General features: G+C 57.3%; 23 protein-coding genes and 2 tRNA genes. 23 read left to right on the plus strand and 2 right to left on the minus strand.

The genetic code is table 11. The features are described from left to right. The first annotated feature begins 69 nt into the window (after nt 1-69). The 16 genes from LC093_RS17665 to nadA all read left to right on the plus strand — a co-directional run bounded on the left by LC093_RS17665 (nt 70) and on the right by nadA (nt 11,873). Nucleotides 70-813 carry a YebC/PmpR family DNA-binding transcriptional regulator gene (locus tag LC093_RS17665; protein ID WP_226667961.1) on the plus strand — a complete coding sequence of 248 codons (744 nt, stop codon included), beginning with the start codon at nt 70-72 and terminating at the stop codon, nt 811-813. Nucleotides 814-963: 150 nt separating this feature from the next. After that, the gene (gene ruvC, locus LC093_RS17670; protein WP_226667963.1) at nt 964-1,494 is read left to right on the plus strand and encodes a crossover junction endodeoxyribonuclease RuvC; all 531 of its coding nucleotides are present in this window, start codon (nt 964-966) and stop codon (nt 1,492-1,494) included. 431 nt (nt 1,495-1,925) lie between these two features. Next, the gene (gene ruvA, locus LC093_RS17675; RefSeq protein WP_226667965.1) at nt 1,926-2,537 is read left to right on the plus strand and encodes a Holliday junction branch migration protein RuvA; all 612 of its coding nucleotides are present in this window, start codon (nt 1,926-1,928) and stop codon (nt 2,535-2,537) included. Nucleotides 2,538-2,555: 18 nt separating this feature from the next. After that, complete coding sequence (ruvB, locus tag LC093_RS17680) at nt 2,556-3,575, plus strand: Holliday junction branch migration DNA helicase RuvB (RefSeq protein ID WP_226667967.1); 1,020 nt, start codon at nt 2,556-2,558, stop codon at nt 3,573-3,575. 109 nt (nt 3,576-3,684) lie between these two features. Further along, complete coding sequence (gene ybgC / locus LC093_RS17685) at nt 3,685-4,107, plus strand: tol-pal system-associated acyl-CoA thioesterase (protein WP_226667969.1); 423 nt, start codon at nt 3,685-3,687, stop codon at nt 4,105-4,107. After that, nucleotides 4,094-4,783 (plus strand): protein TolQ, encoded by a 690-nt coding sequence (tolQ, locus tag LC093_RS17690; protein WP_226667971.1) that lies wholly within the window; start codon nt 4,094-4,096, stop codon nt 4,781-4,783. The genes ybgC and tolQ overlap by 14 nt, the downstream gene beginning before the upstream one ends. A gap of 23 nt (nt 4,784-4,806) precedes the next feature. After that, nucleotides 4,807-5,238, plus strand: a complete 432-nt coding sequence (gene tolR, locus LC093_RS17695) for a protein TolR (RefSeq protein ID WP_226667974.1) — start codon at nt 4,807-4,809, stop codon at nt 5,236-5,238. A 19-nt stretch (nt 5,239-5,257) separates the two neighbouring features. Further along, nucleotides 5,258-6,031, plus strand: coding sequence for a cell envelope integrity protein TolA (gene tolA, locus LC093_RS17700; RefSeq protein WP_226667976.1), 774 nt, complete (start codon nt 5,258-5,260; stop codon nt 6,029-6,031). Further along, nucleotides 6,031-7,326: a Tol-Pal system beta propeller repeat protein TolB gene (gene tolB, locus LC093_RS17705; RefSeq protein ID WP_413231515.1), complete on the plus strand. Its 1,296-nt coding sequence runs from the start codon at nt 6,031-6,033 to the stop codon at nt 7,324-7,326. Before tolA ends, tolB begins: the two co-directional genes overlap by 1 nt. A gap of 110 nt (nt 7,327-7,436) precedes the next feature. Further along, nucleotides 7,437-7,916 carry an OmpA family protein gene (locus tag LC093_RS17710; protein ID WP_226667980.1) on the plus strand — a complete coding sequence of 160 codons (480 nt, stop codon included), beginning with the start codon at nt 7,437-7,439 and terminating at the stop codon, nt 7,914-7,916. Nucleotides 7,917-7,931: 15 nt separating this feature from the next. Continuing rightward, complete coding sequence (gene ybgF / locus LC093_RS17715; RefSeq protein ID WP_226667982.1) at nt 7,932-8,762, plus strand: tol-pal system protein YbgF; 831 nt, start codon at nt 7,932-7,934, stop codon at nt 8,760-8,762. 138 nt (nt 8,763-8,900) lie between these two features. Beyond that, nucleotides 8,901-9,560, plus strand: coding sequence for a 7-carboxy-7-deazaguanine synthase QueE (queE, locus tag LC093_RS17720; protein ID WP_226667984.1), 660 nt, complete (start codon nt 8,901-8,903; stop codon nt 9,558-9,560). 29 nt (nt 9,561-9,589) lie between these two features. Then, the gene (gene queC, locus LC093_RS17725) at nt 9,590-10,264 is read left to right on the plus strand and encodes a 7-cyano-7-deazaguanine synthase QueC (protein ID WP_226667987.1); all 675 of its coding nucleotides are present in this window, start codon (nt 9,590-9,592) and stop codon (nt 10,262-10,264) included. Nucleotides 10,265-10,377: 113 nt separating this feature from the next. Further along, nucleotides 10,378-10,453 (plus strand) — tRNA-Lys (locus tag LC093_RS17730). Nucleotides 10,454-10,574: 121 nt separating this feature from the next. Then, a tRNA-Lys gene (locus LC093_RS17735) sits at nt 10,575-10,650 on the plus strand. Between the two features lie 146 nt (nt 10,651-10,796). Beyond that, nucleotides 10,797-11,873: a quinolinate synthase NadA gene (gene nadA / locus LC093_RS17740; protein ID WP_226667989.1), complete on the plus strand. Its 1,077-nt coding sequence runs from the start codon at nt 10,797-10,799 to the stop codon at nt 11,871-11,873. A 195-nt stretch (nt 11,874-12,068) separates the two neighbouring features. On the opposite strand, the gene LC093_RS17745 is transcribed toward nadA, so the two are convergent. Next, the gene (locus LC093_RS17745; protein ID WP_226667991.1) at nt 12,069-13,577 is read right to left on the minus strand and encodes a M48 family metalloprotease; all 1,509 of its coding nucleotides are present in this window, start codon (nt 13,575-13,577) and stop codon (nt 12,069-12,071) included. A 178-nt stretch (nt 13,578-13,755) separates the two neighbouring features. On the opposite strand from LC093_RS17745, the gene LC093_RS17750 reads away from it, so the two are divergent. The 4 genes from LC093_RS17750 (at nt 13,756) to LC093_RS17765 (ending at nt 17,827) form a co-directional block, all read left to right on the plus strand. After that, nucleotides 13,756-14,028 (plus strand): sulfurtransferase TusA family protein, encoded by a 273-nt coding sequence (locus LC093_RS17750; RefSeq protein WP_226667993.1) that lies wholly within the window; start codon nt 13,756-13,758, stop codon nt 14,026-14,028. Nucleotides 14,029-14,236: 208 nt separating this feature from the next. Beyond that, complete coding sequence (gene adhP, locus LC093_RS17755; protein WP_226667996.1) at nt 14,237-15,256, plus strand: alcohol dehydrogenase AdhP; 1,020 nt, start codon at nt 14,237-14,239, stop codon at nt 15,254-15,256. Between the two features lie 228 nt (nt 15,257-15,484). Continuing rightward, nucleotides 15,485-16,594, plus strand: a complete 1,110-nt coding sequence (locus tag LC093_RS17760) for an AI-2E family transporter (protein ID WP_226667998.1) — start codon at nt 15,485-15,487, stop codon at nt 16,592-16,594. Nucleotides 16,595-16,723: 129 nt separating this feature from the next. Continuing rightward, the gene (locus LC093_RS17765) at nt 16,724-17,827 is read left to right on the plus strand and encodes a phosphoribosylaminoimidazolesuccinocarboxamide synthase (RefSeq protein ID WP_226668000.1); all 1,104 of its coding nucleotides are present in this window, start codon (nt 16,724-16,726) and stop codon (nt 17,825-17,827) included. Between the two features lie 61 nt (nt 17,828-17,888). On the opposite strand, the gene LC093_RS17770 is transcribed toward LC093_RS17765, so the two are convergent. After that, complete coding sequence (locus LC093_RS17770; protein WP_226668001.1) at nt 17,889-19,340, minus strand: DUF1254 domain-containing protein; 1,452 nt, start codon at nt 19,338-19,340, stop codon at nt 17,889-17,891. A gap of 220 nt (nt 19,341-19,560) precedes the next feature. Here LC093_RS17770 and LC093_RS17775 point away from each other — a divergent pair, with 220 nt between their 5' ends. The 3 genes from LC093_RS17775 (at nt 19,561) to LC093_RS17785 (ending at nt 24,847) form a co-directional block, all read left to right on the plus strand. Continuing rightward, nucleotides 19,561-21,900: a marine proteobacterial sortase target protein gene (locus tag LC093_RS17775; RefSeq protein WP_226668003.1), complete on the plus strand. Its 2,340-nt coding sequence runs from the start codon at nt 19,561-19,563 to the stop codon at nt 21,898-21,900. Beyond that, nucleotides 21,897-22,493, plus strand: a complete 597-nt coding sequence (locus tag LC093_RS17780; protein WP_226668005.1) for a class GN sortase — start codon at nt 21,897-21,899, stop codon at nt 22,491-22,493. The genes LC093_RS17775 and LC093_RS17780 overlap by 4 nt, the downstream gene beginning before the upstream one ends. A 203-nt stretch (nt 22,494-22,696) precedes the next feature. After that, complete coding sequence (locus LC093_RS17785) at nt 22,697-24,847, plus strand: TonB-dependent receptor (protein WP_226668008.1); 2,151 nt, start codon at nt 22,697-22,699, stop codon at nt 24,845-24,847. Nucleotides 24,848-24,864: the final 17 nt, after the last annotated feature.

Below are 24,864 nucleotides of genomic sequence, written 5' to 3' on the forward strand. Positions count from 1 at the left end.
GAATCTCGCAGGGCGAAGAATGTTCGCCTGCGAGCAGGCTCCTACGGCGAGTAGACGGAGGAGATATTGATGGCGGGACATAGTAAATGGGCCAACATCAAGCACCGCAAAGCCGCCCAGGATGCCAAGCGGGGCAAGGTTTTCACCAAGATCATTCGCGAGCTGACCGTTGCCGCGAAAGGTGGCGCCAATCCGGATGACAACCCCACTTTGCGCACCACCATCGACAAGGCCCTCGGCGCCAATATGAAGCGCGACACCATCGACAAGGCGATTGCCCGTGGTGCCGGCAATGCGGATGGTGACAACTACGAGGCGGTAACCTATGAGGGTTACGGTGTCGGCGGCGTAGCCGTATTGGTCGAGTGTCTGACCGATAACCGCAATCGCACCGTGGCGGATGTGCGCCATGCCTTCACCAAGCGCGGTGGTAATCTGGGTACCGACGGTTCCGTTGCCTACCTGTTCTCCCGCAAAGGTCAGATGTACTACGAGCCGGGTGCGGACGAAGATGCCTTGATGGAAGCGGCGATGGAAGCCGGTGCCGAAGACATTGAAAGCAATGATGACGGCAGTGTCGAGGTGACCACGGAATTCACCGATTACATGTCGGTGAAAGACGCACTGACTGAAGCCGGGTTTGCCCCGAGCAATGCCGAGATTGCGATGATCCCTTCCACGACCGTGCCGATGGATAAAGACGGGGCAGAGAAGGTGTTGGCACTGGTGGACATGCTGGAAGACCTGGACGATGTCCAGAACGTATACACCAACGCGGATATCCCGGAAGAGGTGATGGCAGAGCTGGGTTGATCCCCCGCTTCAGTTACCTTCAAAAATTGCCCCGCTTGCCGGGGCATTTTTGTTTCTACCGGAAAGAACTCCACGGTCCTCCTTGACGCTCGGGCGTGGCCTTGGGACACTTCCACATTAATTGTATAAATGTACAGGGGACTGTCTGCCGTGACCCGAATTCTGGGCATCGATCCCGGCTCGCGTAAAACGGGTTATGGCCTGATCGATGTGGATCGATCCAATGCTCGCTACGTCGCCAGCGGCGTTATCCGCCTCCCTGACGGGCCTTTGCCCGAGCGCCTCAAGCTGATTTTTGACGCGGTCAGCCAGATTGCCCAGCAGTACCTGCCGCAGGAAATGGCGATCGAAAACGTATTTATGTCGAAGAGCGCCGGATCTGCCCTGAAGCTGGGGCAGGCGCGGGGCGCAGCCATTGTGGCCGCGACCCATGCGGATCTGCCGGTGGCCGAATACGAGGCGCGTAAGGTCAAACAGGCGGTGGTGGGCAACGGTGGGGCGGACAAGCTGCAGGTGCAGCATATGGTCAAAACCCTGCTGAAACTGCCTGCATCACCGCAGGAAGATGCCGCGGATGCACTCGCTGTGGCGCTTTGTCACATGCATACCATGCAGACTTTGATTCAGTCTTCGGCGGGTTCCCGGGCACGTTTCCGCCGTGGGCGATTGAGCGTTACTTGACCGCCTTCCTATGGGGACTTGGGTGGTCCGCTGTAGGCCTGGCTCGGTGGCGGCTTTGCTAGCGGGTACCCCTTTGCTGGACCCGCCGTGAACCCATCCATGGGGGCTCGGATGCGGCCGTCCTGGCCGCATACGGTCCAGCAAAGGGGTACCCGCTATCAAATCCTTCGCTTCAAGTGTGTTGCTTTTTCGAAGCCTCTGGGTGTTCCAAGTGGTCTCAAAATTTGTGCAATGTTAGATGCGAAGGTGCTGCTGCCGGTAACGCTTTGCGAGACCTTCTAAAACAGGGATGTTTTAGAAGAGCCCCCAGGGATGGGTTATCGGGGGGGCGCCTAGCTCGTGTCTCGCAAAGCGTTACCGGCAGCAGCGCCGCCACGAAAACATGTAAGTAGGTACCACCGGGCTCCAAGCCGGGAAAAACTGGAATAACAATGATCGGAAGACTGACCGGCACCCTAGCTGCCATCCAGCCACCACAACTATTGGTAGACGTTCAGGGCGTGGGCTATGAAGTGCTGGCCCCCATGACCACAATTTTCGAGCTCCCGCAGCTCGGTGGCAGTGTGCAATTGCATACCCACCTGGCGGTATCGGAAACCTCGCAGCAGCTGTTCGGATTTATCCGCGAGAACGACCGCCAGCTGTTCCGTACCCTGATCAAAGTGAACGGCGTTGGCCCGAAGATGGCCCTCGCTATTCTGTCCGGCCTCGACGGTGCCGCTCTGGCGCGCTGTGTTGCAGATGACAACGTCGGCGCACTGGTCAAAGTGCCCGGTGTCGGCAAGAAAACCGCCGAGCGACTGATCATCGAACTGCGCGGCAAGCTCGCGCCACAGACAGGTGACCTCGGCGACCTGCCCCTGATGGCCGCGAGCGCAGAGCCCAAAGTGGATCACGCCGGCGAAGCCGAGAGTGCACTCGCTGCACTGGGCTACAAACCCACCGATGCCAGCAAAATGGTTGCCCGCGCCAGCAAAGAGCAGCCCGACGCCGACAGCGCCACACTGATCCGCCTTGCCTTAAAAAGCATGGCGCCAGCCTGACCTGACTGAGAAATACCCGTGATCGAAGCTGACCGTCTCATTGCCCCCGAACCCATCGGCCCTTCCGGCCAGGAAGAACAATACGACCGCGCCGTACGCCCCAAGAGCCTCGCCGACTACGTCGGCCAGCCGGTGGTGCGCGAGCAGATGGAAATCTTCATCCAGGCCGCGAAACTGCGCGGAGAAGCACTGGATCACACCCTTGTATTCGGCCCGCCCGGCCTGGGCAAGACCACCCTCGCCAATATCATCGCCGCCGAAATGGGCGTAGCGATCAAGACCACTTCCGGCCCGGTATTGGAAAAAGCCGGTGACCTGGCCGCGATCATGACCAACCTCGAGCCTGGCGACGTACTCTTTATTGACGAAATCCATCGCCTCAGCCCGCACGTGGAAGAAGTGCTGTATCCCGCCATGGAGGACTACCAGCTCGACATCATGATTGGTGAGGGACCGGCTGCCCGCTCCATCAAACTCGACCTGCCGCCGTTTACCCTCGTTGGTGCGACTACGCGCGCCGGCCTGCTGACCTCACCGCTGCGGGATCGTTTCGGTATCGTGCAGCGGCTCGAGTTCTACAACGTCGAGGACCTGACCAGCATCGTGGCCCGCTCAGCGAGTCTCATGGGCGTCGATATGGATGAAGGCGGTGCGCTGGAAGTGGCGCGTCGTGCCCGGGGTACCCCGCGTATCGCCAACCGCCTGCTGCGCCGGGTGCGGGACTTTGCCGACGTGAAAAACAATGGCAAGGCTTGTGCGGAAACTGCCGACCGGGCGCTGAATATGCTGAACGTGGATGTTCGGGGCTTCGATCAGCTGGACCGACGTATGCTGCTGACCATGATCGAAAAGTTCGACGGTGGCCCAGTGGGCGTCGACAGCCTCGCGGCTGCAGTCAGCGAAGAGCGCGATACCATCGAGGATGTGCTCGAACCCTACCTGATCCAGCAGGGGTACCTGACTCGCACCCCGCGGGGCAGGGTCGTTACCGCACTCGCCTACGAACATTTCGGCATTCCCAAGCCCGACCGCACCTGATCAACGCTGACTAAGGCGTCGCGATCCTGTAGCATCACAGATCTCTGTGGTGTTGGCTGCCAGCAGGCCCAGCACCACAGGCTGTGATCGATAACAATAAGGATCGTGCGTGTCAGACCCCTTCAGTATTCCCATTCGCGTTTATATCGAAGATACCGACGCTGGCGGAATCGTCTATTACGTCAATTATTTAAAGTATATGGAGCGCGCGCGCACAGAATTGGTCCGCTCGCTCGGATATGATAAGCCGGCCATTCCCGAACAGGGGCTATTGCTCGTTGTGCATTCAGCGGAGGTTCAGTATCGCCGTTCTGCAATACTCGACGACGCATTGCAGGCCAGCGCAGCGATTGGCAAACTGGGGCGTGCCGCGATCACCTTTGAACAGAAAATCTGGCGCGGTAATGAAATTATTTGCGAAGGTGTTGTCAAAGTGGCCTGCGTGGATGACGCCAGCCGCAAACCCTGCGCTCTCCCCGAATCTATTTATCAAGCATTGAAGGCAGCGAGTCAAAAACATGAATGCCGGTGAACAACTTTCTCTGTGGGGGCTGATTTCCAGCGCCAGTCTGCTGGTGCAGCTGGTGATGTTGCTGCTCCTGCTGGCCTCTGTCATTTCCTGGGTGATGATCATTCAGCGCGGCAGTTACCTGTCCAAGGCCAGGAAATCGCTGGTTAACTTCGAGCGCCGCTTCTGGTCCGGTTCCGACCTCAATCAGCTGTTCCGTGATGGCAATGCCCGTGCGGAAAAAGGCAAGATGGATGGAGTGGAGTCGATCTTCCGCGCGGGGTTCACTGAATTCAGCCGCCTGCGCCAGCAGGGCAAGAGCAGTCCTGAAGCCGTTATGGAAGGCACCGAGCGTGCCATGCGCGTGGCGATGTCGCGGGAGCAGGAAAAGGTCGAAATGAACCTGCCGTTCCTCGCAACCGTGGGTTCTGTAAGCCCATACATTGGCCTGTTTGGTACCGTGTGGGGAATCATGAACTCGTTCCGTGGCCTGGCCACCATGCACCAGGCCACGATTGCCACGGTGGCCCCGGGCATCAGTGAGGCCCTGGTAGCTACCGCGATGGGCCTGTTTGCCGCAATCCCGGCGGTGATGGCGTACAACCGTTACTCCGCGCGCGCGGAGTGGTTGCTGTCCAGCTACGAGACCTTCGCTGAAGAGTTCTCCTCCATCCTGCACCGCAAAGTGCACGCCAGCTAAAGGGTTCCCAAAAGAGCGAAGCCATGAGCAATTTTCGCAAATCCCCCAAGCGCAAGCTGGTCTCCGAGATCAACGTAGTGCCCTACATCGACGTGATGTTGGTACTGCTGATTGTCTTTATGGTGACCGCGCCGCTGCTGATGCAGGGGGTCAAGGTTGATCTGCCGGATGCCCCTTCGGCTCCCATCGACGATACCGATGATGAGCCGCTTATCGTTTCCGTGCGCGCAGACGGCACTTACTACCTGAACCTCGGCGAGGATGAAAAGGTAGAGAAGCCACTGAGTGAAATTAAGGAAACGGTAGCGAAGGTCCTGCGCCAGAAGCCCAAGACACCGGTACTGGTATGGGGTGATACCGATGCCAAGTACGGCCTGATTGTCAGTGCCATGACGCACCTGCAGCAGGCCGGTGCTCCCAGTGTGGGGCTCGTTACCGAGCCTCCGTCAGAATGAATGGCATAGCGAGACTGTTATGAACGGCTCTTACGGCCCCGCTATTGTTATTAGTGTTGCCCTGCACGCGCTGCTGATTGCGGTGCTTACGTTTGGCTGGGAGGCCGAACACAAGCGTGAACTCAAGCCGATGCCGAAATTCGTGCAGGCAAAGCTGGTTACGATGGAGTCGAAGGCGGACAAGAAGAAAGCTCCGCCAAAAGTCGACCTGATCAAGCAGCGCCAGCTGCAGCAGGAGCGCCAGCGCAAGGCTGAGGAAGAAAAGAAACGCAAGGCGGCTGCCGATCGCAAGAAAAAGCAGGAAGCGGAAAAAAAGCGGAAAGCGGAAGCGGCGCGCAAGAAGCGCGAAGCCGAAGAGAAAGCCCGCAAGGAAAAGGAACGCAAAGAAAAGGAACGCCAGGAGGAGATTGAGAAGGAGCGTAAAAGTGCCTTCGAGGAAGCCCTGGAAGAGGAAGATGAGCTGAGGGAGGCCAGTGACGACTCAGAGGCCGTCATGTCCGTCGCCCAGGCGATTCAGCAGCGCATCGAAGATGTGTGGAGTCGCCCCCCCAGTGCCCGAAACGGCATGGTCGTGGAAGTGCAGATCAACTTTGTGCCTACCGGCCGGGTTGTTGCCTCAACCATAACCAAGGGGAGTGGGAATGCAGCTGTCGATAGATCCGTTTTGACTGCAATCAAGAAAGTAGAAGTATTTCCGGAAGTGGCCGATGTGGCCCGAGAGGAACCGTCGCTGTTTGAGCGCCAGATACGAACCACCAAACTGATATTCCGAGTCGAAGGCCTGCGCCAATGATGAAAAAATCTGTTTCTTTACTCTTTGCCACCCTGATCAGTTGCGTATTGGCCCTGTCGGCCCAGGCGCAGCTGGTGGTTGAAATTTCCCGGGGTAACGACAATCCGACCCCCATCGCGGTATCGCCCTTTGACTGGACCGGTAGCGGCGTTCTGGCGGAAGACGTCGCCGAGATCGTCTCCGCAGACCTGCGCCGAAGCGGCCTGTTTGCACCGGTACCGCGGGCGGACATGCTGTCATTTCCGAAAACGCCCGAAGAGGTCAGTTTTCGCGACTGGCGGATTCTGGGTACCGAGTATGTGGTTACCGGGCGCATTCAGCCGCAGGCCGGGGGCTATCTCCTCAGCTTTGACCTGGTAAACATTTTTGGGCAGAGCAAAATGTTTACCAAGCAGGTTACTGGCGGTGCTCAGCAGTTGCGGGATATCGCGCACCGCGCGGCGGACGAAATCTACGAAGCGATTACCGGTATCCGCGGTGCCTTCGGTACCCAGATGGTCTATGTGCAGGAAACCCAGCGCGGCGGCAAACCCAGTTATGCACTGATGCTCTCTGACATTGATGGCGCACGCGCCCGGCAGGTTCGTCGCTTTAGTCAGCCTGTGATGTCCCCGATGTGGTCCCCGAATGGGCAAGAGCTGGCTTACGTTTCTTTTGAAACCGGCCGCCCGGCGATTTTCCGCGAAAACCTGCGTACCGGTGCGCGTCAGCAGCTTACAAACTTCAAAGGGTTAAACAGTTCACCGACTTGGTCGCCAGATGGAACTAAATTAGCCATGGTCCTCTCGAAGGACGGCAATCCTGAGATCTACGTGCTCGACCTGAACAGTGGCAGGTTCACCCGGATGACACGGCACTTCTCAATTGATACCGAACCGAACTGGATGCCGGACGGAAAATCGCTGGTTTTTACCTCTGATAGGGGAGGTAAGCCACAAATTTATCAATTGACTCTTGCCACGGGTCAAGTCGACCGCTTAACCTTCGATGGCGACTACAACGCGCGCCCGCGGGTTTCTCCCGATGGCAAAACGCTGGTTATGGTGCACCGTAGCAGGGGGGTTTTCACTATTGCTACGATGGATATCGTATCCGGCAGAATGCGAGTCCTTACGGAGACGAGCTTGGACGAATCCCCGAGCATTGCGCCCAATGGCGCGATGCTGATGTACGCCACGAAGCGGGGGAGCAAGGGTATTCTAGCTGCGGTATCGCTGGATGCCGGGGTCAAGTATAACCTGCCCTCTCAGCAGGGGAATGTCCGCGAGCCGGCGTGGTCGCCTTACTTTGATTGATGAAGTACCTGTTGTCAGCCTTATGTGCCGGCAACAGGTGTGAGATCAAACAAATAAGAAGAGATGAAAGTCTTACAGGATTTTTCGATAACACTAAAGCGGAGTTGTTTATGTTTAAATCAGTAAAAACTGGTCTGGGTCTGGCTTGCGTACTGGCAGTAATGGCCGGTTGTTCCAGCACCGACACCGATGACAGCGCCAACCAAATGGTTGAGCAAACCCCTCCTCCGGTAGTAGAAGACACTACCCCGGCTGAAACCGTAGTACCGCTGGACAACGTCGTTTACTTCGACTTCGACCAGTCTCTGCTGAAGCCGTCCACTCGTGAGCTGCTGATCAAGCACGCTGACCGTATGCGCAGTGGCGTAACCGGTTCCGTACGTCTGGAAGGCCACGCTGATGAGCTGGGTACTCGTGAGTACAACCTGGCCCTGGGTGAGCGTCGTGCCAACGCCGTTCGCGATTTCCTGGTACTGCAAGGCGTAGACGCTGCCAGCCTGGAAGTAATCAGCTACGGTGAAGAGCGTCCGGCGCAGGAAGGTTCCAGCGAGAGCGCTCGTGCTATGAACCGTCGCGTGGTGATCAACTAATCTAAAAGCATGCAATTGACTTTTCTGATTAGAAGTATCGCGGTAGCCGCAGCCACTATGGCTGCGGCTTCGTCCGCATTCTCACAGGCTCCGATCGTTGACCTGTCCAGTGGCAGTCAGTCGAGTCGGGGTACCCAAACTCCGCCCCCGCCCAGTTATCCACAGCTGGCCAGTCGCGCCGACACTTCTGGGGGAATGGCTCAAGCCAACCCGCAGGCCGATGCGTACTACCAGATGCAGGTGCTTCAGCAGGAAGTGCAGGAGCTTCGTGGTGCCGTGGAAGAGTTGAGACATGAAGTCAAGCGTCTGCGTCAGCAGCGCACCGAAGACTACATGGATCTGGATCGCAGGATTGCCCGTCTGTCGGGCGAGACTCCTGCCAGTGGCGCACCCGAGGGTGACGCTGCCGCGGATAACGCTACTTCTCCGACCATGCCAGGAGCCACCAATGGTGGTAACGGTAATGGTGATAATGCGGAGGAGAAAGAGCGCTATCAGTCCAGCTTCGGCCTCGCTCGGAAAGGGGATTACGATGGTGCCAGCAAGGCCTTCAAAAGCCTGCTGGACGATTACCCGAATGGCCAGTACGCCCCCAATGCCAATTACTGGCTGGGAGAAATCGCACTGGTACAGGGGAATGTAGAAGAAGCACGTCAGTGGTTTGTGGCGCTGCTCGACGGCTACCCCAATTCCTCCAAGGTCTGGGATGGTCGCTACAAGCTGGGTACCGTGTACCACCAGCTGGGTGATAACACCAAAGCGAAAGAGTTACTCGAGCAGGTCGCCCAGAGTGACGCTCGCGCTTCAGGGCTTGCCAAGCAGTACCTGAAAGAGAACTTTCAATAATCAGTAGTGGCAGCTGAGCCTGTCGGTGCTGGTTTTGTGATCAAAAAAACTCTATGATCCCGCGCCCGGGTGGCATCCGCCTCCCGGGCATTTTTATATGTGTCGGCCGGCCAAGTGGCTGGCACAGGCAGTGGAATCATGACCGATCTGACCGCGGAGTCTCTCCGCATTAGCGAAATTTTCTATTCTCTACAGGGCGAAGCGCGGGATTCCGGGCGACCGACTGTCTTCGTGCGCCTGACTGGTTGCCCGTTGCGCTGTACCTACTGCGACTCAGAGTATGCATTTTATGGCGGTGAGCGACTGCCGCTGGCTGAAATCTTGCAGAAGGTCAGTAGCTACCCGGCGCGCCACGTATGTGTGACCGGTGGCGAGCCACTGGCGCAGCCCAACTGCTTGCCGTTGTTGACCGCACTGTGTGATGCCGGCTATCAGGTTTCGCTGGAAACCAGTGGCGCCATGCCCGTGGGTAAAGTGGATAACCGCGTATCCCGGGTGGTGGACCTGAAGACGCCGGCCTCGGGCGAACAGTCCCGCAACTGCATGGAGAATATCCCGTTGCTCAACCAGCAGGATCAGGTCAAGTTCGTGATCTGCGATCGCGGTGACTACGAGTGGGCCCGGTTTACTCTGGACCAGTATCACTTGAGTGAGAAAGTTGGGGAGGTCCTGTTCTCCCCAAGCTATGAGCAGTTGCCGGCGCGACAGTTGGCTGAGTGGATAATTGAAGATGGTCTGCCGGTAAGGATGCAGCTGCAGTTGCACAAGCTCCTGTGGGGCGATATTCCCGGCGTCTGACGTACTGAATACGACCGATGGAACCGAACATGACAGAAAAGAAAGCCGTAGTTTTGTTATCCGGTGGCCTGGACTCCGCCACCGTGCTGGCCATGGCCCGTGCTGAGGGCTACACGTGTTACGCCCTGGGATTCGACTACGGTCAGCGTCACAGTGCCGAACTACTGGCGGCGCAGCGTGTTGCTGCCGACCTGGATGCGAAAGAGCACAAAGTGGTCAAGCTTGACCTGCGGGTCATCGGTGGGTCCGCGCTGACGGATGATGCGATTGATGTACCGGAGGAAGAGAGCACCGGTATCCCGGTAACCTACGTGCCGGCGCGCAACACGGTGTTCCTGTCCATCGCCCTGGGTTGGGCGGAGGTTCTGGGCGCACAAGATATTTTTGTAGGTGTTAACGCCGTTGACTATTCTGGGTACCCGGATTGTCGCCCGGAGTACATCGAGGCGTTCGAGAAGATGGCAAACCTCGCGACCAAAGCGGGCGTGGAGGGCAACAAGCTCAATATCCGCGCGCCGCTTATGGAGATGACCAAGGCGGACATCGTAAAGCGGGGCACCGAACTCGGCGTGGATTACAGCCTGACCGTGAGCTGTTACCAGGCTTTATCCAATGGCGCCGCCTGCGGCCGTTGTGACAGTTGCCGCTTGCGGGCAGCGGGCTTCGCCGAGGCTGGGCTGGCTGACCCAACGGTGTATGCGTGAAATTTCTTGTTGGATCCTAAGCCCTTCAAATTATTAGAAATTTTTTTGTAATCAAGGCTTGTGTTTTCGATTTAGATCCGTAAGATACGCAGCTCCTCGGTTGAGGTGGTCAAGGGTCGTTAGCTCAGTTGGTAGAGCAGTTGGCTTTTAACCAATTGGTCGCTGGTTCGAATCCAGCACGACCCACCATTCAACCGCTATCGGCTTTAACGTTTCTACCAGGTTAAAGTCGGTTTTTCTGAAGCAGGCAGCAGCCTGAATCAGAGTCCAAGCTACTGCTGATCTTTTCAAAAGACAGCAAGCTTCCTGAGGGTCGTTAGCTCAGTTGGTAGAGCAGTTGGCTTTTAACCAATTGGTCGCTGGTTCGAATCCAGCACGACCCACCATCTCCCCTTCTAGTTTTCTCTTACCCGCTTGCATATCTCTTGTCGTACCACCCGTTTGGTGACATTAGTATTTCATTAACCGGCGAAATTTCTCCGGGGCGTTATAATGCCCGCTTTTTTACGGCAGTACAGAGATACAGGATCGCATGACTGACAACAGCGAAAAGATTGCCACTTCCAGCCCTGTAAGCAGCATTGATGCGCGGGATTTTGTGCAGGATCACCTGGCCCATCCGGGAGTGCACCAGTATTCCGAGGAAGAGTTGGAGCTGTGGCGAGAGCGCATCAAGCGTTTGCTGAAAGAGCAAAACGCGGTGCTGGTTGCGCATTACTACACCGACCCGCTGATCCAGCAGCTCGCGGAAGAGACTGGCGGCTGTGTCTCCGACTCTCTGGAAATGGCCCGTTTCGGCGCCCAGCACCAGGCCGATACGCTGATCGTCGCCGGTGTGAAATTCATGGGCGAAACCGCCAAAATCCTTACCCCGCACAAGCGGGTGCTGATGCCAACCCTGGAGGCAACCTGCTCTCTGGACCTCGGTTGCCCCATCGATGAGTTTTCAGCTTTCTGTGACCAGCACCCTGACCGCACTGTTGTTGTTTATGCCAATACTTCCGCTGCGGTGAAAGCCCGTGCCGATTGGGTGGTCACATCCAGTATTGCGCTGGATGTCGTTGATTATCTCGATTCCCAGGGGGAAAAAATTCTGTGGGCGCCAGATAAGCACCTGGGCAGTTATGTGCAGAAGCAGACCGGTGCCGATGTGCTGTTGTGGGATGGCGCCTGTATCGTGCACGAAGAGTTCAAGGCCAAAGGCGTTGCTGATCTGAAGGCGATGTACCCGGAAGCACTCGTGCTGGTGCACCCGGAGTCGCCGGCTGCGGTGGTTGAGCTGGCCGATGTAGTGGGTTCTACGTCGCAAATCATCAACGCAGCGAAAACCCGCCCGAACAAGCAGTTTATCGTGGCCACGGATCAGGGCATTTTTTACAAAATGCAGCAGCAGTGTCCGGATAAGGAATTGATTATTGCTCCTACTGCCGGCTCTGGCGCCACCTGCCGCAGTTGCGCCAACTGTCCCTGGATGGCGATGAACTCGCTGGAAAACCTGTGTGGGGTTCTGGAGCGGGGCGATAACGAGATTCTCGTAGATCCGGAACTCGGCAAGCGGGCGATGATGCCGCTGCAGCGGATGCTGGACTTCCGCAAACCACTGGACTGAGCTTGTTTTGGTGGTTATTGAGTGGGCGCGGTGGCGGCAAAGCACCGGGTATCTGTTTTTGAAACCGCTGTGAATACATCCCTGTACGCTGCGTCGGCGACTTCCCTGTCGCCGACGCTTTCAAAAACAGATCCCCGCCACTTTACCTTCAGCTCAACCTGATTTACTTCGTGATCTGTCTTTCAAAAATACAGGTTAAAGCTCCTTTGCCTTCTCCTGCATCTTGATCACATCCTTCATGCGCTGCTCCAGAATCGCATGAGTCTGGTAATCATCCTTCGCCAGGCGCACCCCGTGGCGCAGGTGCTGCAACGCCTTGTCGAACACGCCGTTGAGAATGTAGTACTCGGCGCGCGCTTCATGCACGCCAACGATATCGCCGGCCAGGCCATGGGTTTCTGCCAGCAGGTACCACACGGCCGGGTCCTTGCGGCGCACCCGGCTGTGTTTGGAGAGGATACGTTCCGCGGCGAGGTAATTTCCCGCCTTAAAGTGTGCATTCGCCAGCCCCATGATCAGGGCGTGGTTTTTCGGGTTCTGGTCTACCGCCTTTTGCAGGCGCCTGGTAGCACTGGTGTAATCGTGGCGGGCCAGATCAATATCTGCGCGCGCGAGTACAAAGGCATCTTTGTCGGGCTCTTTGTCGAGGAGGGGTTGCAGGGTCTCCAGTGCGGTATCCGGTTTGCCGGCACCGGTCTGGGCCAGTACCAGGCCGTAACGGGCGGCATCCTCATTGTCGTTGATCCCGCGCAGTTCCGCCTGGAAACGCTTCACCGCCTGCTGGGGGGTGGCTTCGGCTGCTACCCGGATACGGGCGCGCATCAAATGGTATTCACGGCTGTCGCGCAGCGGCACTTTGTCCATGCGGTTGGCGCGCAGCTTGGCGTCGGCAATCCGCTTCTCCGTTACCGGGTGCGTCAGCAGGAACTCCGGTGGACGGCGGTAGTAGCGGGTGGCCTTGAGCATCTGTTCGAACATCTCGCCCGCCGCTTGCGGATCCATTCCGGATTTGGCCAGGGTCTCGATACCAACGCGATCCGCTTCCTGCTCATTCTGGCGTGAGAAACGCAGCTGGTTGTCGAGAGCTGCCGCCTGGGTGGCGGTCATCGCGGCGATACCCGCGTCGCCACCAGCGGTTGCGGCGAGCACCAGTGCACCCAGCATGCCTGCCAGCGTCGGCAGGGTGCTGTTGCGCTGGGCTTCCAGGGAGCGGGCATAGTGTCGCTGGCTCAAGTGCGCGAGTTCGTGCGCCAGAACGGATGAGAACTGGTCTTCATTTTCCGCAAACAGGAACAGTCCTGTGTGAACGCCCACTACTCCTCCCGGTACCGCGAAGGCATTCATCGTATCGTTCTTTACCACGACGACATCGAGGGATTTGTCTTCCAGCGGGCTGTGTTCGGCCAGAGACTTGAGGGAGTTTTCCACGTACTGTTGCAGCAGGGCATCGCTGGAAGTGCGAACCTGGCTGCGGAACATGCGCAGCCACATCTGCCCCAGTTCATTTTCCCGCGCGCGGGAAACCAGCCCGCTGCTGGAGTCGCCGAGTTCAGGTAGGCGAATGTGGTGGTCATCCTGGGCTGTTGCGACGAGCGGGCTTGCGCCCAGCGCAAGCCCGAGACTCAGACCGCGCACGATACTGGTCGCGCGCCGGCCGAGCAGGCGCCAGCGAGTTGTGGCAGAAGAGATGAATTGGTGCTGCATTCTGGTCATATTCCTGCTGCTGCCTGCGGGTGTACCTACGGCTAACACTACATGTATCCCTATTAGACTGTCGAGGTTTTGATCAATTTCACGGCAAAAGGTTCTGCACTTTGACCGCGGCCGACCGCTATAATCCGCGACTTAACCAAACTTTACTACGCAGGGATCCTCAAACAGGATGACCGAGTCTGACTATCAAGCCACGCCTGCTGACGAGTTATTCCGGGAGCCTGCTCTCAGGGTAGATGCTCGGGGGCTGCCGTGCCCGCAGCCATTGTTGGCCATGCGCCGAGGGTTGAAAACGCTCTCGCCGGGTTCACAGTTGCACCTGATCGCCACGGACCCCGCATCCCGTGAGGATATTCGCAGCTTTTGTCGCTTGACTGGTGTGTCGTTGTTGCGCGCCGAGTGCCGTGGGGATGAATTCCACTACTGGCTGTCTGCTATCTGAAGTTGCCCTGCCGCAATTTTTTTTTCATGCCCACCGCTATAGCCAATGACGCTCATACGCGCGATCGCCGGGAGTAGGTGGCAACTCTGCCACCTAAATTGAATGGTCATTGGGTTCAGTGGGTCACTACACTTTTGCTTCACCGTAGTTAATGACTGCGATCCCAGGTTTCCGAATCCCCAGGTTTCCGGTAGAGATGAATCCAAAGATGAAGGCAGCAGTCGTTCGAGCATTTGGCAAGCCCCTGGACATTTGCGAGGTTGAGCGTCCCTCGCTCACCGACTCAGGCGTCATCGTTAAGGTCGCGGCCAGTGGTGTGTGTCATACGGACCTTCACGCCGCTGAAGGTGATTGGCCTGTGAAACCGAGCCCGCCATTCATTCCCGGCCACGAAGGTGTTGGTACAGTTGTCGAAGTCGGGTGCAATGTGAAGGGCGTCAAGGAGGGTGACCGGGTTGGGGTACCCTGGCTCTACACGGCCTGCGGCCACTGCCGCCACTGCATGGGGGGGTGGGAAACTCTTTGCACCGAGCAGCAGAATACAGGTTACAGCGTCAACGGTGGTTTTGCCGAATACGTACTGGCGGACCCGAACTATGTGGGACACTTGCCGCCAGCGCTAGATTTCGCACCCGCTGCCCCTGTGCTGTGTGCAGGGGTCACGGTCTATAAGGGCCTGAAAGAAACCGATACGCGACCCGGGCAGACGGTGGTGATATCGGGCATCGGTGGATTGGGGCATATGGCTGTGCAATATGCCAAGGCGATGGGGCTGCACGTGATCGCGGTCGATATCGCGAGCGACAAGCTGGAACTCGCGCGGGAGCTCGGTGCCGACGTGACGATAAATGCACTCGATACTGATCCGGTTGCCGAAGTCCAGGCCGGGGGGGGAGCGGAGGGAGTGCTGGTCACTGCGGTCGCGGGTAAGTCCTTCGAGCAGGGCGTTGGGATGCTGGCGCGAGGCGGTACCATGAGCCTGGTTGGCCTGCCGCCCGAGAGTTTTCCACTGCAGATCTTCGACACCGTGCTGAATCGTAAGACAATCCGGGGTTCTATCGTCGGCACACGCAATGATCTGGCCGAAGCGCTGCAGTTCGCAGCCGAGGGCAAGGTGGCTGCACATTACACTATCGAAACGCTGGAAGACGTAAATAGTATCTTCGACCGAATGAGGAAGGGGCAGATTGAGGGGCGAATCGTCATGGATATCTCCGGCGGGAAGTGAGCTTACCCGGCCCAACCTCAATTGCCCGATCACCGGCTGTACCTGGCAACCTTTGAACTCGAGCTCCGCGAGCATATCCGCAGATTTTACCGCCTGAGTGGTGTACCTTTGCAGCGTATCGAGTTCCATTACTGGCTCGCTGCCCTCTGAGTTGGCTGCGCCGAGGCAGAATTTGCCGCGCTGCTGCCTGTTCAATTTTAAATATCAATAATCAGGTAACGCCGTTTTATGTTTGCGATCGTCAGGGGTTGGGTAAATCGCTATTTCAGCCAGGAAGAGGTTGTTCTCCTGTCACTGTTGCTGCTGGTGGCGATGGTGGTACTGGCTACGCTCGGCGGTGTGCTGGCACCGGTGCTCTCGGCGCTGGTGATTGCGTTTCTGATGCAGGGCATGGTGCAGCGCCTGGTATCGTGGAAGGTACCCCACTGGCTGGCGGTTTCCATTGCCTGTCTGGTACTTGTCGGGACCATTGTCGCGCTGCTGCTGGTGGTGATGCCGATTATCTGGCGCCAGCTCGTGCGGCTGTTTGCCGAACTGCCGAATATGATCGACCGCGGGCAGGAATTGCTACTGCTATTGCCGGATCGCTATCCGCGGCTGATCTCGGCCGCCCAGATTGACGAGATTTTCAATACCCTGGGGAGTGAGCTTGGCAGTATGGGGCAGACGGTGGTGACCTTCTCCCTGGCCAACTTGCCGATCCTGGCTGGGGTACTTATTTATGCCGTAGTGGTACCAATCCTGGTGTTTTTCTTTCTCAAAGATTCCGAAAAACTACTGCGCTGGTGTGCGGCGTTCCTGCCCCATCAACGGCCCATGCTGCGACAGATCTGGTACGAGATGAATGACCAGGTAGCCAACTATGTTCGCGGCAAGGTGATCGAGATTGCTATCGTAGCGGTGGTCAGTTATGCCGCCTTTCTGGTTCTGGGGGTCAATTACGCGCTACTGCTGGCGGTCGCGGTGGGCCTGTCGGTACTGATTCCCTATATCGGCGCGGCAGTTGTGACTATCCCGGTGGCGGCCATTGGGCTTTTCCAGTGGGGCTGGAGCAGTGAGTTTTTCTGGCTGATGTTCGCCTATGGTGTTATCCAGCTGCTGGACGGCAATGTACTGGTGCCAATCCTGTTTTCGGAAGCCGTAAACCTGCACCCCGTGGCCATAATTATGGCGGTACTGGTGTTTGGTGGCATCTGGGGTTTTTGGGGGGTGTTCTTTGCCATTCCCCTGGCTACCCTGACCAAAGCCATCCTGAATGCCTGGCCCACAGCGGACCACCAGGCGGAGTGGCAGGCACGTGAAGCGGCGAGAGCAGCCGAAGAGCAGAATGGGGCGTAAAACGGCATAAAAGTCGGCCGCTTGCCCTGTCCCCTGTGGATTTCTAGCGAGCGGAGCACTAGTATTCCGCGCTTCATTTCAGAACCCGTCCGCGCTCCGCGGGCGGCGATTAGTCATAGGAAAGCCTTAATGAGCCTTGCTGACAAAGTACTGGCGGTCAACAACGATTTGCCGATCCGTACAGACAAGCCTGTCCACAGCGGAAAAGTCCGCTCCGTTTACTGGTTGACCGAGGCTGACAGCCGCCGACTGATTGAAGAGAAAGGCTATCCGGTGGCTGCCGATGCACCGCTGGCGGTGATGGTTATCTCCGACCGTATATCGGCGTTCGACTGTATCTGGACCGGTGAAGGCGGTTTGTTGGGCGTACCCGGTAAGGGCGCGGCGCTGAACGCCATTTCCAATCACTGGTTCAAACTGTTCAAGGAGCAGGGGCTGGCCGACAGCCATATTCTGGATATCCCGCACCCGGGCGTGTGGATCGTACAGAAAGCCAGCCCGGTGAAAATTGAAGCCATTGTGCGCCAGTACATTACCGGCTCCATGTGGCGTGCCTACAGCAAGGGCGAACGGGAGTTCTGTGGCATCGAGATTGCAGACGGCCTGAAGAAAGACCAGAAGCTGCCGGAACTGCTGGTGACTCCTTCCACCAAGGGTATTCTCAAGGGAATTCCCGGTGTTCCGGAAGCGGACGATGTGAACATCACCCGCAAGAATATCGAAGACAACTTCGAGGCGTTCAATTTCCGCAGTGAGAGTGATATCGACCTGTATGAGAAATTGCTGAAAGAAGGCTTTGAGGTAATCTCCGCGGAGCTGGAGAAGCTCGACCAGATTTTTGTCGATACCAAGTTCGAGTTCGGCTATGTCACCGATGCGCAAGGTAACGAAAAACTGATCTATATGGACGAGGTGGGCACACCGGATTCGTCCCGCATCTGGGATGGCGAGGCCTATCGCAGTGGCAAGGTTGTGGAAAACTCCAAAGAGGGTTTCCGTCAGGCATTGCTGAACTACTTCCCGGATCCGGACATCCTGTTGAACAAAGACCGTATGGATGAGCGCGAAGCGCTGGCGCGCGACAATGCCCTGCCAGAATCCATGCTGATGGACCTGTCTGCAACCTACGTGGGTATCGCCGAGAAAATCATCGGCGAACAACTGGTGATTTCCGACAACCCCAAAGCAGAAATCATCCAGGTACTGCGCGACGAGTACGGCCTGGTTGACTGATTCTCAACGGCATAAAAAAACCGGCGCTTGCGCCGGTTTTTTTATGCCTGGGACATCCGTCCTAATCGGCCACTTCGATTGCTGGAGGTTTCCAGGTGCCATCGCCAGGGGGGAGTACGGAAGGCGGGTCCGTTTTTGGCCAGTACAAACGCATGGCCAGATAGATTGGTCCGTCCGGTGCGGGTAACCAGTTGGATTTAAGGTCCGCACCGGGCGAGTCCTTCTGAATGTAGATGGTTACCGAGCCATCATCGTTTTTCTTCATGTCAGGCAGCATTGGCGAATTGATCAGATATCGATTGATGGGGTTTTTGATCAGCAACTGGGTTTTGCCGTCATACATGGTTACAGACCAGAAGGCATTAACCGGCGGCAGCTCTCCTTTGGCAAAGGTGAGCGTATACTTGTGCTTGCTGCCATCGAGTGGTGTGCCTTTGCCATCGCTCCGCGTCATCGGGTAAGTGGCTTCCTCGGCATCATTGCCATAAATTCCCGCGCTGGCAGCTGCCGCGCGCAGCAGCCAGTTGCCATTGTAAAAGGCGCGATCGCCAAAAGCCGCGGCGATATTCCAGCCGTTTACTTTCGAGCCAAGACTATCCACCGCCCTGGCGATTTTCTGTTGGGCTTGACTCATACCTTGTGCGATAGCTTTGCGTTGCTCCTCAGGCAAATCCGTGATTGAAACCTTTTTGCCTGGACCGACGCCGATACGCGCGAGTTTTTCAAGAATTTCCTTGTCATCAGGATTAGCTGGTATCAGCTTAAGCACAAAATCGAGATAGGTGAAAAAATCGGACTGCATGGATTGTTTGTCGATTTTCGGAAAATCAATTTTTTCGGCGGCTGGGGGCGCCGGCTTGCCCAGAAAGGACGAAAGTGGTTGTGCCTTATATTGGGCCTGGATATCCCGCACGTTCTGGATATCTTCCGGGTTGAACAGTTGGGTACGGAATATGGCTTGTGAAAAATCCGAGCCGGCGACAAATACCTGATTGATGCCCGGCGGTTTTTCTCCCTGCCACCCTGGGCCCGCGATCATATAGTTGCCGGCTCCATTACCGGTGGCGCGGCTGCCGATGTAGCCGTAATTGAATGTGTTTCCGTCCACCAGCTGGATCGAGTAGTAGCGCTTCTTGTCGATTGCCGGCACCGAGATGACCATGGGTTCGGTTCGTAAATCCATCCACAGCATGGAGTAGGGCGTGTCGCTGTTGGGAGTGACCACGGCCGTATCCTTGTAGGTGAACACATTGGCGGAATTGCTGAGTGTATTGAATGGGGCTTTGTACTGGCCGGAATCCTTATCGATCGTGAATTCGTACATGACGGCATAGTCCATGACGAGTGGCAGTCCGTAGATAAAGCCTTCCTCGGCAATTTTCTGGGTTTCCTCGCTGGTTGGCCAGGATTGGGCGGAAATCGGGTTACTCAAAAGGCCGGCCAACAATAGAGTCAGCGCGAACAGTAATCGCAGACCCGTATCCTCTTCCAAAATGTGGGTTCGCAACATCATCGCGAAAGCCCTCTGTTGTCAAAGTAGGAGTAGTGTAGTTTGGCGGATGGACCTCCCACGAACCCCGTTTGCCACAATTCGCCACAATTGATCCCGGCTGTGCCCGGGTTGAGCCCCAGCTTCGCCAAGTTGCAGCGGTTAAATACCTTCAGAAACGAGATTGCTGGAGGCAAACGTGAACCGATCTTTCTTTCAACCAGCGCGCATTTCGCGTGACCTTATGATCCTGCCCAATGACGAATATTACCGGCGCCGTTACCGCAAGCGTCGCGGCGGCAGCTGGCTGTTGCTGGTGGTGACGGCCGCCGCAGTACTGCTGGCCGCCGTGGGTGCGCGTGCGACAGAATCGGATATGACCCCAAACGCTAACGGAGCGGACGGTGTCAGCATCAATGACACCGGCAGCGGAGACCTGCTGTTTCGCGGCGGGGAACCCGGCCGCTATATCCCCGCGATCCACCTGGGCACAAAGGTGGCGGTGAAAGTTCGGGGCCTGGTGGCTGAGGTGAACATCCAGCAGGAATTTTCCAATACCAGCCAGGACTGGCAGGAGGCGGTATACGTTCTACCGCTGCCGGAAAATGCGGCCGTCAACGGAATGGAAATTGTTGTTGGCGAGCGGCGCATTGTGGGCAAGGTGCGTGAACGGGAAGAAGCACAGAAGGTGTATCGGGAGGCCAAGGCGGCAGGGAAGCGCGCCGCCCTTCTGGAACAGCAGCGTCCGAATCTTTTCACCAGCCGCGTTGCCAATATAGCGCCCGGCGAAAAAATCGCGGTAGAAGTGCGCTATTTACAGACCCTGCGATTCGACAGTGGTCAATTCAGCCTGCGGATTCCCAGTACCCTGACACCGCGTTATATCCCGGGCAACCCATTGCCCCAGGATAGCGAAGTGGCAGTGAACGCACACGGCTGGGCATTGCCCACGGACCAGGTTGCTGACGCAGACAAAATTACCCCGGCGATGATGCCAATGGCCGAACTTGCCAGGAATGGCAGCCACAAGATGACGCTGGATATCCAGCTGGGAATGGGATTGCCGCTGGTGGATATATTCAGTCCTTACCACGAAGTCAGCTTTCGCCGTGAGACGGGCCATCGTTACCAGGTTGAGCTGAAGGAGGGCAGCGCCGCGATGGATCGTGACTTTGCCCTGCACTGGCGGCCACAGGCTTCGGCAATGCCATCGGCGGCACTGTTTGCCGAGCAGGCGGTGAAGCAGGGTGAAGACGCCGAATACGTGCAGCTACTGCTATTGCCGCCGGTAAGTGGGGATGCCTCGCCTAACAAACTGCCACGGGAAGTGGTTTATGTGGTCGACACATCCGGCTCGATGAGTGGAACTTCCATTCGCCAGGCCAAGGAAAGCCTGTTGCTCGCGCTGGCCCGGCTTTCGCCGCAAGATCGTTTCAACGTAATTGAATTCAACAGCAATTACCGCACTTTCTATCCGCGGCCTGTTGTTGCTACTGGGGATAATATTCGCGCAGCCAGGGATTGGGTTGAGTCGCTACAGGCAACAGGCGGGACCGAGATGGCGCCGGCGCTCAGGGAGGCGCTTTCCCAGCAATTGAATGACGAAGCCGGTGAACTGGTACGGCAGGTCATTTTCATTACCGATGGCGCTGTAGGTAATGAACGCGCCCTGTTTGAACTGATCCGCCAGCGGCTGGGCGAAACACGCTTGTTTACCGTAGGTATTGGCTCGGCGCCAAACAGTTTCTTTATGCGCAAGGCCGCTGAATTTGGGCGCGGCAGTTTTATCCAGATTGGTGACCTGAACGAAGTGCAAAGCAAAATGCGCACACTGTTTGAAAAACTGGAAAACCCGCTGGTAACCGATCTCGAAGTGCGTTGGCCGGCTGGAATGAAAGTGGAGGCCTATCCCAAGCGAATGCCCGACCTGTACCGTGGCGAACCGGTGCGACTGGTTGCCCGGGTAGATGGAAAGATGCTGGGGCGCGCAGGCAGCGGGCAGGTGATCGTCAGCGGCCGGCTGGCGGGTAAACGTTTTACCCGCGAAATCGCATTGGATTCGCTCCGGGTCGATAACGAAGGGAACGGCATCGGCAGTTTGTGGGCGCGGGCGAAAATTGCCGTGCTGCGGGATGAACAGCAGCAACAGGGACGCCTCAGTGGGACTGACGGCGCCGAGGATTCACTGCGGAAAGAAATACTGCAACTGGCACTGGCCTACCAGCTGGCCAGTCCGTACACCAGCTTTGTCGCCGTGGAAGAAACACCGGTGCGACCGACCACGGAAAAATTGAAATCGAGCCCGGTGCCCAATGCGGTGGCGCGCGGTCAGATGCTACAGCAGCAGACTTATCCACAGACCGCCGTTGGCGTATACGGACAGTTATTGTGGGCCATGTTGCTGATTGGAATGGGCGCACTGTTGCGTATTGCTCACCGGATAAGCGGAAAACTGGGAGCCCTGCGTGTCCATTGGGCTAACGGCCTGCGCAGGTACTTGCGCAGATCCGTGCCGGACGTGCGCCGACGTCGCAACCGGCTGGAGGCCCGCCTGTTACTGGCCAATACAGGGAAGGGAAAATGAAATCGATAGTGCGATTTGGCTCCCTGATATTGGTGGTAGCGGGATTATGGCAGCTGGGTGGTTCCGCCTGGTTGTTGGCCAAAGCAGAACTGGCGCAATACCTGATCGCCAATGCGTGGGACCGGCAGCTCGCAAGCGGTACCCCCCACAAACCCTGGCCCTGGGCGGATACCTGGCCGGTCGCAAAGTTGCAGCTTGCGCAGCAGAAACCCCTGATGGTACTGAGCGGTACCAGCGGCCAGGCGCTCGCGTTTGGCCCGGGGCTACTGGAGTCCTCAGCCCTGCCGAATGACAGCGTGCAGGAAGCGCGCACCACGGTTATTGCAGCTCATAGGGATACGCATTTTCGCGGACTCGCGCAGTTGCAGGTTGGCAACCCGGTGCGATTGCAGGGGGCGGACGGTAGCTGGCATCTCTTTCGAGTCAATCATACGCGTGTGGTAAACAGTCTTCGGGAGTCGCTCCCGGTGTACGCGGAACGGGACCTGGTCCTGGTTACCTGCTATCCCTTCGATGCGGTCGACGCCGGTGGGCCGCTCAGGTATGTGGTACACGCGAGCTATGAGCCCGGCGCTGCGAGTGTGCAGCTCTAATTCGCGTCTTACTTGGCGTTTCGCCACGGTGCTTCAGGGAGGGGAGGGATCTCTCAAAAATTATAAAGTATATACATTAGGTCAAATGCTTTGGTAATCTCGGGACAGAGTAGACAGTGGTAAGCCCTGGTTGGCTTTCGCGGTAGTAGCCATTGGTGCTTTTCACTCGTTGTCATCCACCTGAATAGATTATCGAGGCAGACATGGGTTATCGCTCCAATATCAAACATAAACTCGTATTGGCCATCGCCGCGGCACAGCTGGGTGTTGTTGGTGTACCGGTATTCGCGCAGGACTCACAGGAAGGTAGCGGGGCCGGGCAGAGAGCGCTGGAAGAAGTTGTGGTGACCGCCCGCAAGCGCGAAGAGAGTATGCAATCCGTTCCCATTGCGGTTACTGCACTGGATGCCGCTACCCTGGAAGCCCGGCAGATCGGTGCGGTGGAAGACCTTGGCCGGGCAGTGCCCAATCTCCTGACAACCCCCGCTTCCGGCAGCCCGACCAATACGCGTATTTTCATGCGCGGGCTTGGCCAGGGAGAGAGCAGCCAGCCTACCGCCGAGTCCGCCGTTGGCCTGTATATCGATGACGTGTATGTAGCGCGCTCCAACGGTGCCAATATCGGACTCTACGATATCGAGCGTATCGAGGTATTGCGCGGACCCCAGGGCTCACTTTACGGGCGTAACTCCACCACCGGCGCGATCAAGGTGGTTACCCGTAAACCCACGGCAGAACCGGATTTTTCCCTGCGCCTGAGCACCGGGGAGTTGGACAACATCGGTGGCAAACTGTCTGGCTCTGTGGCGGTTGGCAGTGACTGGGCTGCCGGGGTCAGCGCGATGTATTTCGAACAGGGTGGGTATATTTCCCGTATCGACAGTACTTCCGGTGAACAGCAGGAAACCGGGTTGAATGCGCGCGAGTACGGTGGTGTGCGTGCAACGTTGAGTCGGTTGGTACAGGACGACTTCAGTGCAGACCTGAGCGTTTACTATTTCACCGATGACGGGGATGCCTCTTATATCACACCCATGGATGCGGCCACTGGCGCCCCCCTGTTTGACGGCGATCTCTACGCGACCGGCACCAGCGCGCCGCAGTTCGCAACCGCCGACCAGTTTGGCTTCAGTGCCAATTTGGCACGTGAATTTGGCGAGTTTACGTTGCGCTCGATTACCGCTTACCGGAATGTCGAGAACGACAATCTGATCGATATTTCAGGGCGCGACAGCTGGTATATCGATACCCAGGTGGATAGCGCCCAGTTCTCGCAGGAAATCCAGCTGTTGGGCAGTGCGTTCGAGCAGCGGCTCGACTGGCTCGCCGGCCTGTACTACCTGAGTGAGCAGAGTGACTCGCTGACGACCAATACTATCAGCCAGTTTATTCAGAGTACCCAGGATTACACCGTTGAAACAGACTCCCAGGCGCTGTTTGGGCAGGCAACCTGGCACGCATCGGACATCATCGACCTTACTCTGGGGCTGCGTTACACCCGCGACGACAAAACCTTCGATGGCAGTACCGAGAGCAATATCATCTTCCAGAACGGCGCCAACCGACTGCGGAAATCGTTTGACGACGTGACCCCGAAATTCGGGGTAGATATCCAGGCGACGGATGAAATGATGATGTATGCATCGGTCGCCAAAGGGTTCAAAGCCGGAGGATTCCAGGGGCGCGCGCTGAACGCGGATGATCAGCTGGTGCCCTATGATGCGGAGCAGGTCTGGACCTATGAAGCGGGGATCAAGTCCGAGTGGCTGCAGAACCGTCTGCGCTTCAATGCCAATTACTTCCTGAATCAGTTCAAGGACCTGCAGCTGAACTCCCTCAATATCCAGGCTGGCGGCGGCACTGTGATCCAGAATGCCGCGGAAGCGGAAGTGGATGGCATAGAGATGGAGTTGACCTATATGGCGAGTGATCGCCTCTTCGTTGTCGCCAACTATGCCACTGCCTGGGGAGACTATGAAGAGCTGGCGGCCAATGTAAGCGGTGTCACGCTCGACTCTGAATTGCCGGGCACGCCGCGGGTTAACGCTTCGATCGGCGTAGAGCACAGCACCAGTTTCAGCGCCGGTGAACTGCTGTGGGGGCTGGATTACCAGCACACCTCGGAAGTTCAGCCGGGGGCATCGACCAGTCCTCTGGTGGAAGTACCGCGACTCGATTTGTTCAACGGCTTTGTCAAATTCACCGATGCGGGGGAGCGCTGGAGCGTGGGGCTCTTTGGTACCAATCTGGGTGACAAGGCCTACCACTACACCGGGTTTACTTTTAGCAGTTTTGAAGCGGTTTACGCGGCATCGCCAAGGCTGATCAAGGCGGTGGTGGATTACCGTTTCTAAAGCCGGCCCTCATACAG

Source organism: Microbulbifer aggregans (assembly GCF_020524005.1).
Lineage (GTDB): Bacteria > Pseudomonadota > Gammaproteobacteria > Pseudomonadales > Cellvibrionaceae > Microbulbifer > Microbulbifer aggregans_A.